This window comes from Streptomyces sp. MUM 2J, from assembly GCF_022414535.1.
Classification (GTDB): domain Bacteria; phylum Actinomycetota; class Actinomycetes; order Streptomycetales; family Streptomycetaceae; genus Streptomyces.
In genome coordinates, this window is record NZ_JADWYM010000002.1 from 156,238 (window position 1) to 173,629 (window position 17,392).

Consider the following 17,392-nt stretch of genomic DNA (forward strand, 5'->3'; position numbering starts at 1 on the left):
GCCGTGCACGGTCGGGCGTGGCCGCGCCGCAGGCTCAGATGCGGCGCGGCGGCACGGCCCATGCGCCGCGGAGTGGCGCGGTCACTTCAGCTCGTCGGGACACGGAGTGCCCCGTGGCACCGTGTACGGAGCCGCCAGCCGGTACGTCCCCGCCTTCGGCGCCACCAGCAGTGTCCACCGGTCGCCCTGGGCGTCCTCCTCCGTCTCCGTCAGACAGCCGTTGACGTTGGTGTACGTCTTCGGCGTGCCCTCGGGACGGTTCCTGGAGGCCTCCGTCTCCTGCGGCGCCCTCAGCTTCTTGCCCTCGGCGTCGACGATGCTCAGCCACGGCGAGTACGGGATGCGGACGAGGATGCGTCCCGGCTCGGACACCTGCATCGTCCACTCGCCCTGCTCGGCCCGCGTCACCACCGCGTTCGGCTCGGCGAGCGGCTTCGGGTCGGTCATCTCGAACAGCTGCCACTGGGCGTCGCTCCAGATCTGCTTCAGGTACGGCAGCCCGCGCTGCACCAGCTGCCGCTCGCGCTGACCGCCGTCGCCGTCCGGCTCGTCCTTCGGCAGCACCACGAAGTGCACGGCCCACCGCTGGAGCCACTCGTGGTAGTTGGCGGAGTTGAGGGTGTCGTCGTAGAAGAGCGGGTTGCGCTCCATGTCGGCCTGCCGGTTCCAGCCGCGGGCCAGGTTGACGTACGGGGCGAGCGCGGAGGCCTCGCGGTGCGAACGGGCCGGGACCACCTCGACACGGCCCTTCTCCGCGCCGACCTTCTGCAGCTGGTTGACGAGCGGGGCCACCTCGCGTGACCAGGACGCGGCGGGCGCGGTGTGCACGATGTCGTCGACCGTCTTGAAGCCGATCCACCCGACGAACCCGGTGAAGGCCACCACGATGAGGTACCACTTGCGGGAGCGCGGCACTGCGAACGGAAGCGCCGCGATCAGCGCAACACCGGCGAACAGCATCGCCAGCCGGGTGATGTTGGAGCCGATCTGGGAGCTGATCAGCCACACCAGCAGCACCGACAACCCGTACACCGCGGCCGTGGTCCGCACCGTCCGCCACCCGCGCGGGGCCACGTAGAAGACGATCCCGGCGTACAGCAGCGGCAGCGCCGCCGAGCCGAACGACATCGGCTGCGTACCGGAGAAGGGGAACAGCAGCGCCGACATGGCGACGATGGCACTCGGCACCAGCCCCAGCGCCCACGCGCCCGGCCGCCGCTTCTGCAGGAACAGCGCCACCGCGACCAGGCCCACGAACAGGCCCGCCACCGGCGACGACAAGGTGGACAACCCGGCCAGCGAGGCCGCGCACAGCGCCTTCGCCCACCGCCTGTACCGCCAGCGGTAGGGCCAGCAGAAGACGGAGGCGACCGCGCCCAGCGCGAACATCGTGCCCAGCCCGAAGGTGACACGGCCCGAGATCGCGTTGCAGAGCAGGGCGAAGACGCCCGCGAGCGACGCCCACAGCGGATTGCGCACTACCCGGCTGCGGATCAGGATCGTGGTCAGCAGCCCGGCCGACACCGTCCCCGCGATCATCATCGTCGTGCGCACGCCGAGCACCGACATCAGATACGGCGAGACCACGCTGTACGACACCGGGTGCATGCCGCCGTACCAGGCCAGGTTGTAGGCCGAGTCAGGGTGCCGGCCGACGAACTCGGCCCACGCGTCCTGCGCCGCCAGGTCGCCGCCGCTGTTCGCGAAGGTGAAGAACCAGACGATGTGGAGGACCCCGGCGAGCCCGGTGACGGACAGCACGGGGTACCGCAGCAACCGCTCGCGCAGGGGCAGGAACGCCGATCGCGGACGGCCGCCGGGACCCCCCGGATCCCGCGGGCCGTCAGAGCCGGCCGCCCCGTCCGCTTCGTCCGGGGCACCCAGCGCACCCGCTTCACCCGGGTGGCCGCTCCGCTCGCCGTTGACGGTCGTCCCCCGACCGTGCGGCTCGGAGAGCTGTATTCGCGGGCCGCCTCCAGGGCCCGGACCGGTGTCGTCGGCGCGTTTCGGCTCCGCAGTGGCCACCTGAAGGCACTCCCCGTGTCCTGTCTTCTCTTCTCGGCCGCGCTCCGTCTACGTCGGCTTCGACCTGTGCTGTTTCGTGACGCTAGCACGCACCCCGGCGCCCGGCGCCGGGGTGCGTCGCGGGGTTCAGCCGAGGCGGGTCAGCTTGTCCGCGAAGCCCGGCTCGGCCAGATCCTTCTGCAGCGCGACCGGCACCTTCACGGCGCTGCCGGCCCCGCCGTCGCCGACCGTCAGCGTGCCGACCGTGGTGCCCGCCCCGGCCGTGTGCGGGATCTCGCCCGCGACGAAGGAAAGCTTCACCCGCATGCCGGCCCAGCCGACCGCCGTGACGTCCTGGGTGATGACGACGGGCGTACGGCCGCCGAGGCCGTCGTCGACGTAGCCGACGACGTCGCCCTTCTTCACGATCTTCGCCGGGGTCAGCGCGGACTGGGCGGCGAGCAGCGCGGTCTTGCTGACCTCGTTCACCGTCTTGAGGATCGTCGGCTTGTTCTGGCCGAGGATCGCGCCGACGACGGTGACCGTCTGCCCGTCGACCTCCTTGCGGGAGGCGAAGAGCAGGTTGCCGCCGGCCGCCGTGGTGCTGCCGGTCTTGATGCCGATCGCGCCGATGCGGTACGGCAGCTCGTTGTAGTTGCTCCAGTAGTGGCCGGAGGGGTCGGTCCAGCTGGCCGCACTCGTGATGGCGACCAGGGCCGGGTTCCTGACCACCGCCCGGCCGAGCTTCACCTGGTCCTCGGCCGTGGACACGGTGGTCTCCTTCAGGCCCGAGGGGTCCGTGTAGGTCGTGCCGGTCATCCCCAGGTCCCGCGCGGCGGCGTTCATCTTCTCGACGAACGCCTCCTCCGAACCCGCGTCCCAGCGCGCCAGCAGCCGCGCGATGTTGTTGGCGGAAGGGATCATGACGGCCGACAGGGCCTGCTTCTCCGTGAGGAAGTCACCGGCCTTGACGGTGTTGAGCGTGGACTCGCCGTCCTTGTCGTAGCCGCCCTCCTTCTCCGCCTTCGCGTCGACCTCGATCTTCGGGCCCTCCTGCCCCGGCTTCAGCGGATGGTCCCGCAGGATGAGGTACGCCGTCATGGTCTTGGCGACCGAGCCGATGGCCACCGGCTTCTGGTCCCCGAAGTGGTCCATCGTCCCGACGCCGTCGACGGCGATCCAGCCCTGGCCCTCGTCCGGCCACGGCAGGCTCAGCGTGTCGCCCTCGAAGGTGTAGGTGTCCTGCGCGGTGAGCGTGAGGGCGGGCGCGGGCAGCGGGCGCATCACCTGCACGACCGCGAAGGCGATCACCAGCAGCAGCACCAGCGGTGTCCAGATCTTGACCCGGCGCGCCAGCGTGCGCAGCGGCGTCTGCGGGGGCGGCGGGGTGTTCGTCAGCTCCGCCAGCAGGTCCAGCGGCGGCTTCGGCGGAAGAGGCTGCCGGGTGGTGCGCTCCGGACCGACCCGGAGCAGGGCCTTGGTGGCGTCCGCGGCGGGCGGCTCGGCCTGCGGCCGGGCCGAGGCCGGAGGTGTGCGGGAGGCGGGCTCGTCGAGGGGCTTGAGTGCGACGAACTTGCTGGTGCGCTCGCCGCCCTGCCCGCCCCGCTCGCCCTGCTGGCCGGTCTCGCCCAGCTTGAGCATGGTGGTCGGCTGGTCCACGTCGGGCCGGACGGGCCGGTCGAGCTTGAGCATGGTGGTCGGCTGGTCCACGGCCTTGCCCGTGCCCGTGCCGGTGCTGCGGTCGTCGTCTTCGCCCTCGGTGCCGGTGTCCCCCTCGGCACGACCCGTGCGGTCGTCGGCCTCCCCGTCGGCGTCGTCGCCGGTGGGCTCGTCGTCGTCGGCGGTGCCGGAGCGGGCGGCGTCGGCGTCCTCGTCCGTGTGGGGACGGTCGTCGGTGGTCGGCCCTTCGGCCTCGGCGTCGGCCTCGCCGGCCTCGGTCCGGCCTGCCTCGTCCCGGTCGGGTTCACCGGCGGGGAGAGGAACGGCACCGGTGCCGGAGTCCGCGGTGCCGGTGGCCTCCTGCCGGTCCCCGCCGGACGCCCCGGTCTCCTCTGACCCCTGCGACCTCTCGGGTTCGCTGGTCTCCTGGGGCTCGTCGGACCGGTCCCGCCGTTCGGACGCCTCGGCGTCCGCGGTGTCCGCGGTGTCCGCGGTGTCCGCGGTGTCGTCCGCCGGACGGCCGGCGCCGACCCGGCCGCCGGCCCGGTCCCCGCCCTGCTCCTTGCTCTCCGCCTGTCCCTCGGAGCCCTGCTGCCCCGAGTCCCGCTGCCCCGAGTCCTGCTGCCCGGGGTCCTGGTCGGTGGCGTCGTGGGCCGCCTCGCTCCCGCGGACCTCGGCGTTCCCGGCGTCACGCCCCTTCCCCGGGGTCCCGGTGTCCGAGCCCGCCTTCGGGGTGGTGCCGTTCGCCGATGCAATCCACTGGGCGACGGCCGACCGCAGCCGTTCGTCGCCCTGCGTGTTCGCCGCGTCGCCCCGCGACGCAGTGCCGTCGCCGGAGGGCTCCCCGCCCTCGGAGGGTTTTCCGTCCTCGGGGGTCTCCTCGGCGTCGGAGTCGTCCCCGGCGGCGGACCCTGCGCCCCCGGCAGTGCCGGACGCCACGTCCCCGGCGGGGTCCCCGGCGCCCGGTGCCAGGTCCCGCGCCGAGAGGACCTGCGTGGCCGTGTCCACGCCACCACGCGCCGTCGCGGGCACCAGGGGCGCCGCGGGCGCCGCGTCCTCGCGGGACATGGCGAGCCGCGGGTCGCGGGTCTCGCGGGTCCCACGGCGCTCCTCGCCCCGGGCCTCGGGAACCGGAAGCGCGCTCCCCGGCGTCGGTTCTGCCGACGACTCGCGCTGCTTCGACCTGTCGGGGGACTCGCCCGCCACCGATGCCTCCTCCATGCGCCGCACGCCTTGGCGCGCTTCCGAACCCAACCGTGAACCGCCGCCCGGAACAGCTTCATGGAACTGTCCGAACCATGTACCAGTGTCCTGTGTGAGGGCTTGGCCCCTGTGGTAGACGAGAACGACATACCTGCCGGTTCCCTTACAAACAGGTCACGCACCCTCGACAGACCAATGTGAGAGGGGTCACCCTGTCATTCATCCACGCGGGGAGGCATGGATGGGCAGGAGCCGCAGAACACTTCCGGAGGAGCTTCTGCTGCTGGCACTGGACCCGGCCACGGGCACCACTGCACAGCCGCAGTCGCTCGACCTCGGTCTGGCCGGAGCGCAGCTAGTGGAGCTGGCGCTGGCCGGACGGATAGCCCCTGACGGGGATCGTATCGCCGTGGTGGTCCCACGGCCGACAGGAGATCCGACATTGGACTGCGCGTTGGAGCTGCTGCGAAGGCGCGGCGCTCCGGTACGGGCCGTTCACTGGATCGGAGGGCCACGACTGGGCCTCCGCCAGACCTACCTCTCGCATCTGGAGCGGTGCGGCATGGTGCACGCCGTAGCCGGCCAGATGTGCGGGGTGCTGCCGACGACGCGCTACCAGGCGACGGACACGGCGATCAGCCGGGAGATCAGGGCCCGGCTGGATTCGGCGATCCGGACCGGCGTTCCGCCGGACCCTCGCACCGCCGCGCTCGCCGCGCTGGCCCACGCGGTCGGTCTCGGCAAGCACCTGTACCCGGGCAACGAGGGACGCTCGTCCCGCTCCCGGCTGCGGGACCTCATCAGGCACGACCCGATGGGCGGCCTCGTCGCGCACGCCGTGATGGACGTCCAGAACGGTGCGGCGGCGCAGCCGCGCCGCGGTCCGGCCGGACGCCAGGCCCCCGGCGGAGGCAGGCCGTCGGCGGAACCCGCCCGCGGTGTTCCGGCACAGCCGCACCGCGGATCGATGGTGCGCGCCGTGGCCAGCTGAGCCGCAGTACCACAGCGGGCGCGCTCCGGCGCGCTCCGGCACGACCTGGTACCGCCGGCACGCCTCGGCGCGACCCGTACGATCCGCACCACCTGCGCACCAGCGGCGCCGCCAGGCATCACGTGCCGTCGGCCGGCGCCGCGTCGCACCGCAAGACCCGTTCGGGAGCCGCGCGTCCCGCGCGGGGCGGTACGGCACCATGTCCGTCAGGGCGTGGCCGTATCGTCCCGCGCGGACGCATGTCCGGGACACTTCAGCCGCATATCCCCTGTTTCCCAGCGGTAATAAGCACCTTGGTGGCAGTCTGCTCAGCAGCAGATACGCAAAGTCGCAGGTACAACCGAGTACAGGCACGCAGCCGGAGGTGCACGTCCCGTGGCGTCCAATGTCAATCCCACTGTCAGGCGGCGCCGGCTGGGCCAGGAGCTGCGCAGGCTGCGCGAGCTCAAGGGCATGACGGCCGAGGAGGTCGCCGAACGGCTGCTCGTGTCCCAGTCGAAGATCAGCCGCCTGGAGAACGGGCGGCGCAGCATCAGCCAGCGCGACGTGCGCGACCTGTGCAACGTCTACGAGGTCGAGGACCAGCGCATCGTCGAGTCGCTGATGCAGATGGCCAAGGACTCCCGCCAGCAGGGCTGGTGGCACACCTTCGGCGACATCCCCTACAGCGTCTACATCGGCCTGGAGACGGACGCGGCGAGTCTCAGGGTGTACGACCCGCAGGTCGTCCCCGGTCTCCTGCAGACCCGGCAGTACGCCGAGGCGCTCATCGCGGGCGCGCTGCCGGAGACCGCGCCCGCGGACATCGAGAAGCGTGTGCAGGTCCGGATGCGGCGGCAGGAACGAATCACCGCCCCCGAGAACCCGCTGCGGCTGTGGACGGTCCTGGACGAGGCGGCGCTGCGCCGCGTGGTCGGCAACAAGGCCCTGATGCGGGAGCAGCTGGAGCACCTGGTGGAGCAGTCGCAGCTGCCCCACGTCACCGTGCAGGTCATCCCCTTCGACATGGGCGCCCACCCCGGCCTCAACGGCCAGTACGCGATCCTGGAGTTCCCCGACGCGGCCGACTCCAGCGTCGTCTACATCGAGGGCGTCACCAGCGACCTGTACCTGGAGAAGGCGAACGACGTCCAGAAGTACAGCGTGATGTACGAGCACCTGCGCGCCCAGGCCCTGAACGTGGACCAGTCCCGCCAGACCATCGCGGACATCGCGAAGGAGTACGCCCGCTGAAAGGACGCCGTCCCGGCCAAGAGCGGCCGAATGGTACACCCTCACCCGGCCGGGATGGAAGTCTCATCTGGAATATGCCGTCCAACGAGTGAATAGTCGCTTCGTAAGCCGATGTTGGCGAGTAGCGTCGATCACGCCATCGAGCAACAAGGTTGGCGCAAACACAGCAACTCATCGACAGGCAACACGGAGCAAAAATGGCAATTCGTCAGGGCGTCACGGACACGTGGACCAAGTCCTCCTACTCCACGGGCAACGGCGCGTGCGTCGAGATCAAGTCGCCGGTCGTGGCGGCCATGGCCGTACGGGACTCGAAGGTTCCCCAGGGCCCCACTCTGTCCTTCCCCGCCGAGGCCTGGAACGCCTTTGTCGCATCGGTCAAGGCGTAGGGGGCGGGTCTGTCTGGGACTCGCCACCCGCCCGGCCGGCCCCCGGGGCCGGCGACAACTCCATAAGCACCACGGGAAGAGCCCTCTCGACCAGCCGCCGTCCTCGCCGAGAGGGCTCGCCCGTGCTCAGCCCACCCTCACCTGACCGGGAAGGCCACGTCGCACACCGGGTCGTCCGGACCGGCCGTGTCCCAGTCGGCGAAGTACACCTCCCGGCACGGTCCGTCACAGGACAGGCCCCGCTCCTTCATCCACGCCTCCACCGCTTCGAAGGCCGCGAGGATCTGCGGATGGGCCACCTGCGCCTTGGTGATGCGGGTGTACGCCAGCCGCCGGGCCGGCTCGACGCGCACCGCCGTCTGCCACGACCTCCCCTGAGCCCGCGCCCACGCCCGCGCCGCGGTCTCGTCGGCGACGGGAACGCACGACTCGGCGGGCCCGTCGCTCTCCGTGGACACCTCCGCGTGGTACACGACGAACGGCGCGCCGGCCACCCCGCCGCACTCCCGCGCCGCCGCTTCCAGCCGGCCCAGCGACGCCCCGATCCACGCCGGCAACTCGTCCGCCAGCGTGTGCCGCTTCTCGGCGATCACCACCTGGGCGGGTACCTCCACCGTGTTGACCGTGAACTTCTCGTACATCTCGGAGTTCCTTCCCGACAGCCGTCCACGGAGGAACTCGGCGAGCGTGCGCCGCGCCGCGAACCGCGCCTCGGCGTCCGCCCAGTACGCGGTGAGCCGCTCGGCCCCCTCCGGCCCGTCCGCCGCCAGGACCTCGGCGACGACGGCCAGCGGCATGTCGAGCTGCCGCAGCAGCGCGATCGTGCGGGCCCGTTCGATCTGGCCGACCCGGTAGTACCGGTAACCGCTGGCGGGATCGACGCGCGCGGGGGCGAGCAGACCGAGCCGGTCGTACATCCTGAGAGCCTTGGCCGACAGCCGGGCCCGCGCCGCGAACGCGCCGATGGTGAGCAGGTCGTCGTCCACGCCCTCATCCTCCGTGACCGGGCGCCGTCCGCCCGGTCGCTGGGACCTTCCGCCCTGTCCCAGGGGCAAGGTCAACACCCGTCGGGCGAGCGGTGCCCCTTCCCGGGGGGCAGGGGCAGCCAACGCCCGCCGGACGCGGGGTGCCCTGCCCCGGGAAGGGGATGATCGCCTGCTGGGCGCGGGGTGGCCCGTCCCGGGGCAGGGGCGAGCGCCCGTCAGGCGGGCGGGGCGAGCTGCGCCTCGATCGCGGCGAGCACCTCGGCCGCCTCCGGCTCGGTCTGCGGGGAGAACCGGGCGACGACCCGGCCGCCGGTCCCGATCAGGAACTTCTCGAAGTTCCAGCGGATGTCACCGCTGTGCCCCTCGGCATCGGCGAAACCCGTCAGCCGCTCGTACAGCGGGTGCCGCCCGTCCCCGTTGACCTCGATCTTCTCCGTCATCGGGAAGCTCACGCCGTAGGTCGCCGAACAGAACTCGGCGATCTCACCGGCGCTGCCGGGCTCCTGCCCGAGGAACTGGTTGCACGGCACGCCGAGCACCGTGAAACCCCGCTCCGCGTAGCGCTGCTGCAACCGCTCCAGCCCCGCGTACTGGGGCGTCAGGCCGCACCGGGAGGCCACGTTCACCACCAGCACGACCCGGCCCGCGTACTGCTTGAGGGCGGCGGAACCGCCGGTCAGGGCCGCTATCTCCACGTCCAGGGGAAAGCTCTCGTCCGTAGTCGTCATGCGCGGATGCTAACGCCGCAGGGTGTCGGCCCCGTTCGCCGCCTCCACCGTCGCATCCCCCGCCGCCGTCCTCAGATACCGCACCGACCGGATACGCCCGCGGACCGCGCTCGCCGCGGTCCCGGCGGCCCTGTCCCTCACCCCCCGCGAGCTGACCGGGCACGCCCTCGGCCTGCACTCCGCCGGCATGCTCACCCGCCAGGGCGCGAGCGCCACCCTGGCGGGCACCGCCGCCCAGTTCACCTCGGCGGCGACGGCGATGACCACGATGGCGGCGGTGTCGGCGGCCACGACGGTCCTCCTGGCCCGGGCGGAGCGGAGGGTAAGGCCCCCGGTACCCGGCCCGCCGCCACCCGACACGCCCGTCCTGTGCCCAACCGGGAAAAGATCTTGACGCGCACATGGGCAAAAGGTCACCGGTTTGTTCTCCGGCCTCCATAGAGTCCCCACGGGCCGCTCACAGGGCGCCCCACCCGGCACTGATCCGAAGGACTTCGATGCGTCTCCCGTCCCGCGCCCTCAAGGCGTTCACCCTCGCGGCACTCCCGCTGGCCCTCGCCGCCTGCGGCCCCTCCGGCTCCTCCGGTGCCACCGGCGCCGCCGCTTCCGGCAGTCCGTCGTCCGCGCCCGCCGTCGAGAACCCCAACGCCGGCCTGCTGAGGGGCACGGAGCTGAAGAAGGTCCTGGCCCCGGCCTCGTACTTCCCCTCCGGCTTCGCCGCCCAGGCCGACCTCACCCGGGACACCGGAGCCCACTACCGGGCGCCGGCCACCAAGAGCGCCGCCAAGCCCGACTGCACCCACCTCGGATACACGGGCTGGGTGGACCTCACCGGCATCGAGGGCGTCTCGTTCGCGCAGTCGGGGTTCATCAACGACGCCACCTCCGCCGAACTCGACCAGGAGATCGACGTCTACCGCGGCGACACGGCGGCCGACGTGATGAAGGGCCTGGCGGCGGTCGTCGCCGCGTGCCCGACCTACCACGAGACCGACCCCGCCAGCACGGTCAAGGTCACCGGCGCCGCCAAGGGCGGGATCGGTGACGAGACCTACACGATCACCCTCACCGACTCCGCCTGGGAGAGCGGCACCACGCTGATCGCCGCCCGGGTGGGCACCGCCGTGGTCACCGTGCTCTCCACGGACGGCGCCGACAACGGCGCCGCGAGCGCGAAGAAGCTCGCCGCGCAGATCGTGACGTCGCTGAAGGGCAAGACGGACGCGGCAACGGACGCGGCAGCCGCCCAGGGCTGACCGCCCGCGGCAGAACGACACCCGTGACGCCGGCCGCCTCGCCCTCCCGGGGACCGGGGCGGCCGGCACGGGCGGAACCCGGCGGCTGGTCCTTCGAAGACCGCCTGGCACTCAACGCCGGGAGCGCTCCCGGGCCAACCACACGCCCCGCACCAGCGCCCACAGCAGCAGCCCGCCGATCACCGGACCGCCGGCCAGGATCACCAGGCCCGCCCCGATGTTGGCGCCGATCACACCCGCGGTCAGCACCCTCAGGCCCACACCCGCCAGCGCCCCCGCCACCATGAGCGGCCCGAGCACCGCCCACCAGCGGCTGTCGAGACCTCCGTGCGGCCCCGCCCGCAGGAGGAGCGCCGCGCCGAGGACACCCAGGACGACGGCGACGGCCCCGAGCACCGCGGCCGTACCGTCGGAGACATCCGGCGGCCGGAACGCGTGGTCCAGCTCGGAGGGCGGTAGCCCCTGCGCGTTCTGTTGCCCCATCAGCCCCCACACGGCGACCGGCACGGCCGCCACCAGCAGGACGGCGGCGGACAGCTGTGTTCCCCGTTTTCCCATGCCTCCATGGTCCGTCCGGCGCCGCACCCGGGCATGAGCACCCGTACTCATTCCTGCGCCCGTGCGACCAGGGCACCGCCGCACGTCCTCGCCCCCGCCGCGCCGGCCGGCCGGGGCACCGGCCGCGGGCATGCCGGCGGTGCCGTGGGCCTCTCGGTGGGCCGACCGCCCGATGCCCCCGGCTGTCCGCGCCCCTCGCCCTGGGAACCGCACGCGGCGTCCGGCGGGGCCTCAGCGCCAAGTGCAGTAGGTCGTCCTGGTCGGCGATACGGAGCAAGAGAAGCTTGAGCTGGGGTTCTCACTCGGTGTCGGCGTCGGTGTCGGACTCTCCGGGGGCGAGCACCCGTAGACCGGATGCTCGACGCCGGGCATCAGATTGACCCGCGTGTCACCCGACGGGCAGTTGCTCGGACCGTCGGAAACGGTTCCCGGAGCGGTGACCGACGAGGGCGTGATTGCGGCAGAAGCCGACGTGCTTTCGGAGGCGTCCGCGACGGGAGCGGCGTCCGGACGATGGCTGCTGTGCGGCACTGACGACGGGGGAGCGGGTGTTCGGGACGAGGATCCACCGTGGAATGCACCATAGGCGACGCCGCTGGCGACCGCTGCCACGACCACGGCGCCGGAAACGACCGAGATGCGCCTGCGCAGAAGTGCACGTACACGCGAAAACGCCCCGTCTTTCTCGGCCCGAGCGTTTCTTCCTGGAGCTACCGCGGTGGGGAGGCTGTGAATGTCTGCCTCCGCCTCGGGGTTCTGCGGTCCAGCCACCCCGGAGCCGAGATCGATGTACTGGGGTGCGGCATCCCTCTGCCGGGCAGCGGCTTCCTCGAACGCCTGCCGAAGCAGGGAGCTGAGGCCCGAAATGGCCGGTCGTTCCTCGGGGTCCTTCGCGAGGCCTTCGGCTATTGCGGGCCAGAGCGCAAGAAGCTCGGGCGTGGCGACATCACTCGGGAGGCCGAGGTCGGGCAGCGGTATCGGGGGTTCGAAGCAATGCGCATTGAGGTATTCGGTGGCGGTGCTCGCGGCGTAGGGAAACGCTCCGGTCAGGAACAGGTAGGTCATGACGGCCGTGGCGTAGGTGTCTGTTCGGTCGCTCACCCGCTTTCCGCCCTGCCACTGCTCGGGGGCCATGAACGGTGGTGTGCCGATGACCGGGTGCGTGGACATGTGAGTATGCAGGCTTCGGGAGATGCCGAAGTCGGCCACCTTCACCTGGCCGTCATGGAGAAGGACATTGGGCGGCTTCAGGTCGAGGTGCACAACGCCACGCATGTGGGCTGCGGCGACGCCTGCCGAGATCTGCTCCGCCAACTCGACCGCCCTGCGGGGAGCGACACGGGCGAGATCCGCACACGAGCCGCCGTTGGCGTATTCGGCGATCATGTACGGCGCCCGAACCCGTATGCCCTCGCCGCCGTTCCTCTCCATCACTCCGTGCTGCCCGTAGCTGTAGGTCCCCAGAATATTGGGGTGCCGCAGGCGAACCGCCCGATGTGCCTCTTTGGCGAACAGCTGTTTCTCGAAGGTCTGCTGCATGCCGAAGAAAATCTTCGCGGCGACGACTTCGTCTGTCGTGGCCGGGTCGAGATCCTTCGCCAGGAAGACCGTTGCCTGACCCCCGTGTCCGAGCAGTCGTTCCAATCGGTAGCCGGCGTGATGCTCGCTCGCAGCCTGATCCTTCAGTGTTGCGCCGATGAATTCCGACATTCCTCTGCCTGCGCGGTTCCGAGTTCGACTGCCGGGCCGAGTGCGACCGAACCCGGCTGTACGGCCGGCCTCGCTTGCCGGCGATGCGTGCCGTGGTCGCCCGGCGACTGGACTCCGACCGATTCGGATCGCCGGGCTCAGGTCCCCACCCCGGGCGTTCAGCGCCGCCGAGCTCTTCCAACTGTCCTGGAAGTACCATCGTCGCACCTCTTGCTCGTTCAGCTTGGTCCAGCGCGGAACTCCGGGTGTTCACGCCGGGGAGGAGCTTCTCTGGATCGCTCTGACCCGCAGGTGTGCACGAGTCTGCGCTGTTGACCTCAGCCAGGTCGCTTCTGGTTCTCGATGTACTCCTTGATGATCTCCAGCGGTGCGCCGCCGCACGAGGCGGCGAAGTACGAAGGCGACCAGAAGTGGTCACCCCACAGGTGTGTGCGGATATGGGCTCACGAACTCCACCACCTGGAAGGACGCCAACGTCATCGCCGGCGGCGACTGCACCGGCGGCTCCCACCGGGAGGTGATCGTGCGCTGGTCGGACGGCGAGACCACCCTCTGCACCGACACCTCCACCACCCTTGGCCGTGAACACATGCTCGTGCCGCCCAAGGCCGGCTGACCCCCCTCCCGGGAAGCGAGGCAGGCGCGATGTACCGGCGCACTGCGGCGGTTTGCGCGGCATCGGCGCCGGCGCCGTAGCCGCGGTCGCCGCCGGCCCGCTGGTCCTTGCCGCCGTCGGCTACACGACCGTATGCCGCCGCAGGACCAGGAACACCTGGACCCGGCGCCCCGGGCCGCCCTCACGGCACGGCGCCCCCAGCGCAGGACCGGCCTCGCCTGATCACCGGGTGCGGCTCCGAACCGCGCCGGACGGCGGCCGGTCCTGACCTCGCGCGGGTCGGAATCCCTTCCTGCCGGCTGCCGCCGCCGAGCCGCACGTGCGCACCGGCCCGCCGCGCGGCGAACCCGCCGAGCCTCAGGACCGGGGTCCGTGGCCGCGGCGCGCACCGCGGGATGGCCCGTCGGAATCGGATCGGAAGCGGTTGCCGGGTACCGGCGGAAGCGTTCGGGGTGGTCTCGTGGACGGCGGTGAGGCCGGGCGAAGCGGCACGTGGCGTGGACGGCGGGAGATGCCGCGAAGGGGGAGCCGGGAGATGCGGAGCAGCCCGTTGGCCCGGGGGGCACGTCCGAGCCCCCGCCCGGCCTCGCTCTCGCCGTCAGTCCGCCGCGCCCGGGCCGAGCACCAGGTCCTGGAAGCGCTGTTCCACCGGGGTCAGGTCGGTCCGGGCCAGTTCCTGGGGGCGGATGACGAGCCGCAGCTCGGGGGTCAGGGCGGGGTAGCGGCGGCACGCGTCGATGAACGAGTCCACGATCAGGGCGACCAGTTGGCCCCGGTCCAGATCGGTGACACGGGCCAGCCCGGATCCGATCAGCGGGACGGCCACCGGCTTGAACAGGCCATGAACCGCCACCGAGGCCCACAGGTTCTCCAGACTCAGCCGCAGATCACGGTCGCTGGACCTGGCCACCAGGTCGTTGCCGAGCCGCGAATAGGCGGTGGCGAACACCCGGCGGCCGTCGATGGGCACCACCACGGTGGTGCCCACCGGATAACGCACCCGCCGGCCCAGCGGCTTGGACCGCGCGCTCTCGGTGCCGACCGCCTTCGTCTTGCGCAGTCCCGCCCGCAGTCTGTCGTCCAGCAGGCGGCGCTGCCCGGCGAACAGCCGGTCGACGAGCTGGCTCTGCACGCTCTCACGGCTGATCACGAGATCCTCGGCGGACTCCGTGTCGAAGGTGTCGGAGAACCCGATCACCAGGTTGCAGTCCACCTGGTCGAACAAGTCGCCGCGCACCAGCACCACATCGGCCCGCTGGCCCGGCAACGGAACCCGGTGCCGGAGCAGTTCGTCCCCGTGCCGGGCGCGGAGTTCCGCGCGAAGGGCATCGAGGACACGCCCGGCCTCGGGGTCGTCGGGGTGCTCGTGGGCGATGAGTTCGGCGATCGGCAGGGCGAGTTCGGGACGTCCCAAATCCCGTTGAACACGGATCAGCTCACGTCTGGCGGTCTCCTGGAGGGTGGTCAGGCGGCGGATGAACGGCGCCGCGAATCCTTCGCCGTTCACCTCGGCCAGTGGTCGGCCGCGCACCAGGGACAGGGCCTCGGCCAGCCGGTGCGCGGCGGTGGCCGGAGGAGCGAGCAGGGCGTCGTTGACGATCGCGGTGAAACACGCGCTGTCCAGTTCCTCGGGCCGCAGGATCAGGCGGTAGGCGGTTTCCGGGCCCTGCACGGTGACCTGCTGCTCGGTGCGCAGGATGGTCGTTCCGGCGCCGTCCTGGCCGGGGGCCAGCGCCCGACGCAGCTCCAGGACCCGTTTCTGGACCTCGTTGCGGTTGCGTTGGTCCAGGTGGCGCGGCTCGTCCACGAGCCCCCACACGTCGCGACGCAGTTGCCGCACCGGCACCGCTTCGCCCTCGGCCGCCACCAGGCGGACCAGCAGCCGTACGGTCAGCGGCGTCAGCCGGACCGGAACCCCGTCGACTTCGAGCTGGACCGGGCCCAGTACCTTCACTCCGATACGCGCTCTCGCAGTGGCCATCCGCGTCGCCCCCCGGCGGTTGTGCGTCACTCTGCGTCACTGTTTCGTGACGGTAAGATTACCATCAGTTCCTGGGGCAGCAGTGTGTTCGGGTGATTCCGGTGCTCTCGACCCGATGCGCCCGGCAGGCTTGCCGGACTCCTCCCGGCCGCAGCCCCGGCCGCGCCCGCGACGGCGGCCGGGCCGCCTCCGCCTCCTCTCCTTCCGGCGACTGCCGCGTGGCACGCGACGTGCCCGGCAGGTCTTCGTCCGCGACACGATGGCGGCGTTCGGCGGGCTGTCCGCCGTGCTTCAGGTCGTGGGCCCGTTCGTGCCGCACATCGGTTCCGGCGCGGTCGTCGGGCTGTCGGTGGGGGCGTGCCTGGGCTGGGGGCTGCTGCGGGCCCGCCCGGCAGACCGGGTGCAGCAGGTGTTCCGGCGGCCCGACATGACAGTGGTCGTGGAGGCGGGCGACGTGTTCGACCAGCCGGCCCACCTCGTCGTCGGGTTCTGCGACACCTTCGACACCCTGTCGGCGGGCGGCCGGGTCATCAACGGCGACAGCGTTCAGGCGCAACTGCTGGAGCGCCGATACGGCGGCGACGTGCCCCGCCTGGACGCGGAGCTGAGCGCGGCACTCTCCTCCGTCGAGCCCGTCGCACGTGAGGAGCGGGCGGACAAACCGCTCGGCAAGCTCGCCCGCTACCCGATCGGCACGGTCGCGGTGCTGGGCACCCGGCCGCGGCTGGTGTTCGGCGTGGCCTACAGCCGGATCGGCAACGACTATGTCGCCGCCTCCGGTGTGGAGGACCTGTGGCGGGGCCTGGGCGGGCTGTGGGACGCGCTGCGCACCGACGCGCAACTGGAGCGGGTGGCGATGCCGTTGGTCGGCTCCGGGCTGGCACGGCTCGGCCATCTCGACCGGGACAGCCTGCTCCGGCTGATCCTGATGTCCTTCGTGGCCCGCTCCCGGGAAGGCGCGATCTGCCGTGAACTGCGCGTGGTGATACGACCCGAGGAACTGGAGAGCATCAACATGCGCGAACTGGCCGCGTTCCTGGACGCTCTGGCGTCGGGTTCGGATCGCTAGGGTCCGTGCGGTCCCGGCGGCGTACGCGCATCAGCCGACGCGGCCCGCGGAGGGCGGAAGGCCTGCGGCCTCACGGCCCCCCGACCGGTTGTCGGCAGCCTCACGGCCCCCGACCGGTTGTCTCCTTCCCGCCCCGGTTGTCTCCAACGCGGCCCGCCGGGCAAGGGGGCGGGCCACCGGCCACCGGCGCCCGCAGGGCCGGCGGCCGGTGGCAGAACGGATGGGCTCGGTTCCCCCGGTCAGGAGCGCTTCCCCGGGCTGCTCCCGGACCGCCCCGGTCCCGACGTCCGGAACGCCCCGGGTCCCCACGGACCGTCAGGGCAGTCGGCGGTAGGCCGCCAGATTCCTGAAGTGCGAGATGTCACGCCAGTCCGGCCGGGTGTCGTCGAGGTCGCACTCCGCTCCCTTGAGCCGTTCGACGATCTTCGAGACAGCGGTCTCGGAGCCGTCGAAGTGGATCACGTTGCGGCCCGCGAGGTCCGCAGCGGGCCGCACCTGGCCGACCTGCACGATGATCGTGCGCTCGGGATAGGCCATCAGCGCCATGCCCAGCTCGATCAGCACGTTCTGTCGGGGCTGACCGGTCAACTGGGTCTCGTGGACCGGCTCGTTGTCGCCCAGCAGGTGGGGGTGGAGCTTGGCGACGTCGTCCGGGGTGAGCAGCACGAGCGCAGCCTGCGCCTGCGACAGCGCCTTCTCGACCACCGCGCCGAGGAACGGTGCGGTGCCCCCGGTGGCCCGCACCAGACGCTCCCACTCCAGTGGACGCAGGTCCAGTCGGCGCAGCAGCCCGAACATCGCCCCGCGGACCTTCTCGTCGCGGCCGTGGACGACGAAGACGCTCCGGCTGCGGCCGTAGTCCGCGCATGCCTGAGCGGCGCGTGCCGCTTCCTGCTCGACGGACGGCCGGGGCTGCTGCGGGGTGTTGTGGACGTGGTACCCGAAGCCGCTGTTCTGGCCGCCGAAGACGTTCTGGTTGTTGTCACCGAAGGTGTGGCCGTCGCCCATG

Annotated in this window: 15 protein-coding genes and 1 pseudogene; 7 read left to right on the forward strand and 9 right to left on the reverse strand. The window is 71.7% G+C overall.

Going from position 1 to position 17,392, the window contains the following annotated elements; translation table 11 throughout:
• Nucleotides 1-81 precede the first annotated feature (81 nt).
• Nucleotides 82-2,025 carry an MFS transporter gene (locus I3F54_RS02550; RefSeq protein WP_240116888.1) on the reverse strand — a complete coding sequence of 648 codons (1,944 nt, stop codon included), beginning with the start codon at nt 2,023-2,025 and terminating at the stop codon, nt 82-84.
• 126 nt (nt 2,026-2,151) lie between these two features.
• The gene (locus I3F54_RS02555; protein WP_240116889.1) at nt 2,152-4,884 is read right to left on the reverse strand and encodes a D-alanyl-D-alanine carboxypeptidase; all 2,733 of its coding nucleotides are present in this window, start codon (nt 4,882-4,884) and stop codon (nt 2,152-2,154) included.
• A 223-nt stretch (nt 4,885-5,107) separates the two neighbouring features.
• Here I3F54_RS02555 and I3F54_RS02560 point away from each other — a divergent pair, with 223 nt between their 5' ends.
• The 3 genes from I3F54_RS02560 to I3F54_RS02570 all read left to right on the forward strand — a co-directional run bounded on the left by I3F54_RS02560 (nt 5,108) and on the right by I3F54_RS02570 (nt 7,479).
• Nucleotides 5,108-5,857 carry a GPP34 family phosphoprotein gene (locus I3F54_RS02560; RefSeq protein WP_240116890.1) on the forward strand — a complete coding sequence of 250 codons (750 nt, stop codon included), beginning with the start codon at nt 5,108-5,110 and terminating at the stop codon, nt 5,855-5,857.
• Nucleotides 5,858-6,232: 375 nt separating this feature from the next.
• The gene (locus tag I3F54_RS02565) at nt 6,233-7,090 is read left to right on the forward strand and encodes a helix-turn-helix transcriptional regulator (protein ID WP_240116891.1); all 858 of its coding nucleotides are present in this window, start codon (nt 6,233-6,235) and stop codon (nt 7,088-7,090) included.
• A gap of 197 nt (nt 7,091-7,287) precedes the next feature.
• Nucleotides 7,288-7,479, forward strand: coding sequence for a DUF397 domain-containing protein (locus I3F54_RS02570; protein WP_240116892.1), 192 nt, complete (start codon nt 7,288-7,290; stop codon nt 7,477-7,479).
• Between the two features lie 137 nt (nt 7,480-7,616).
• On the opposite strand, the gene I3F54_RS02575 is transcribed toward I3F54_RS02570, so the two are convergent.
• Nucleotides 7,617-8,465 carry a MerR family transcriptional regulator gene (locus I3F54_RS02575; protein WP_240116893.1) on the reverse strand — a complete coding sequence of 283 codons (849 nt, stop codon included), beginning with the start codon at nt 8,463-8,465 and terminating at the stop codon, nt 7,617-7,619.
• Nucleotides 8,466-8,680: 215 nt separating this feature from the next.
• Nucleotides 8,681-9,193: a glutathione peroxidase gene (locus I3F54_RS02580; RefSeq protein WP_240116894.1), complete on the reverse strand. Its 513-nt coding sequence runs from the start codon at nt 9,191-9,193 to the stop codon at nt 8,681-8,683.
• A 22-nt stretch (nt 9,194-9,215) separates the two neighbouring features.
• Here I3F54_RS02580 and I3F54_RS02585 point away from each other — a divergent pair, with 22 nt between their 5' ends.
• Nucleotides 9,216-9,587: a hypothetical protein gene (locus I3F54_RS02585; protein WP_374205841.1), complete on the forward strand. Its 372-nt coding sequence runs from the start codon at nt 9,216-9,218 to the stop codon at nt 9,585-9,587.
• Between the two features lie 103 nt (nt 9,588-9,690).
• Nucleotides 9,691-10,449 carry a hypothetical protein gene (locus I3F54_RS02590; RefSeq protein ID WP_240116895.1) on the forward strand — a complete coding sequence of 253 codons (759 nt, stop codon included), beginning with the start codon at nt 9,691-9,693 and terminating at the stop codon, nt 10,447-10,449.
• 111 nt (nt 10,450-10,560) lie between these two features.
• On the opposite strand, the gene I3F54_RS02595 is transcribed toward I3F54_RS02590, so the two are convergent.
• The 3 genes and pseudogenes from I3F54_RS02595 to I3F54_RS02605 form a co-directional block, all read right to left on the reverse strand.
• Nucleotides 10,561-11,007 carry a hypothetical protein gene (locus I3F54_RS02595; RefSeq protein ID WP_240116896.1) on the reverse strand — a complete coding sequence of 149 codons (447 nt, stop codon included), beginning with the start codon at nt 11,005-11,007 and terminating at the stop codon, nt 10,561-10,563.
• Between the two features lie 231 nt (nt 11,008-11,238).
• Nucleotides 11,239-12,717, reverse strand: a complete 1,479-nt coding sequence (locus I3F54_RS02600) for a serine/threonine-protein kinase (protein ID WP_240116897.1) — start codon at nt 12,715-12,717, stop codon at nt 11,239-11,241.
• Nucleotides 12,718-13,034: 317 nt separating this feature from the next.
• A pseudogene (locus tag I3F54_RS02605) lies at nt 13,035-13,133 on the reverse strand (transposase); the annotation flags it as partial.
• A gap of 11 nt (nt 13,134-13,144) precedes the next feature.
• Here I3F54_RS02605 and I3F54_RS02610 point away from each other — a divergent pair.
• Nucleotides 13,145-13,333 (forward strand): hypothetical protein, encoded by a 189-nt coding sequence (locus I3F54_RS02610; protein ID WP_240116898.1) that lies wholly within the window; start codon nt 13,145-13,147, stop codon nt 13,331-13,333.
• A 598-nt stretch (nt 13,334-13,931) separates the two neighbouring features.
• On the opposite strand, the gene I3F54_RS02615 is transcribed toward I3F54_RS02610, so the two are convergent.
• Nucleotides 13,932-15,314, reverse strand: a complete 1,383-nt coding sequence (locus I3F54_RS02615) for a macro domain-containing protein (RefSeq protein WP_240116899.1) — start codon at nt 15,312-15,314, stop codon at nt 13,932-13,934.
• Nucleotides 15,315-15,573: 259 nt separating this feature from the next.
• Here I3F54_RS02615 and I3F54_RS02620 point away from each other — a divergent pair, with 259 nt between their 5' ends.
• Nucleotides 15,574-16,383: a macro domain-containing protein gene (locus I3F54_RS02620; RefSeq protein WP_240116900.1), complete on the forward strand. Its 810-nt coding sequence runs from the start codon at nt 15,574-15,576 to the stop codon at nt 16,381-16,383.
• Between the two features lie 315 nt (nt 16,384-16,698).
• On the opposite strand, the gene I3F54_RS02625 is transcribed toward I3F54_RS02620, so the two are convergent.
• Nucleotides 16,699-17,391, reverse strand: a complete 693-nt coding sequence (locus I3F54_RS02625) for a TIR domain-containing protein (RefSeq protein WP_240117060.1) — start codon at nt 17,389-17,391, stop codon at nt 16,699-16,701.
• Between the last annotated feature and the right edge of the window lies 1 nt (nt 17,392).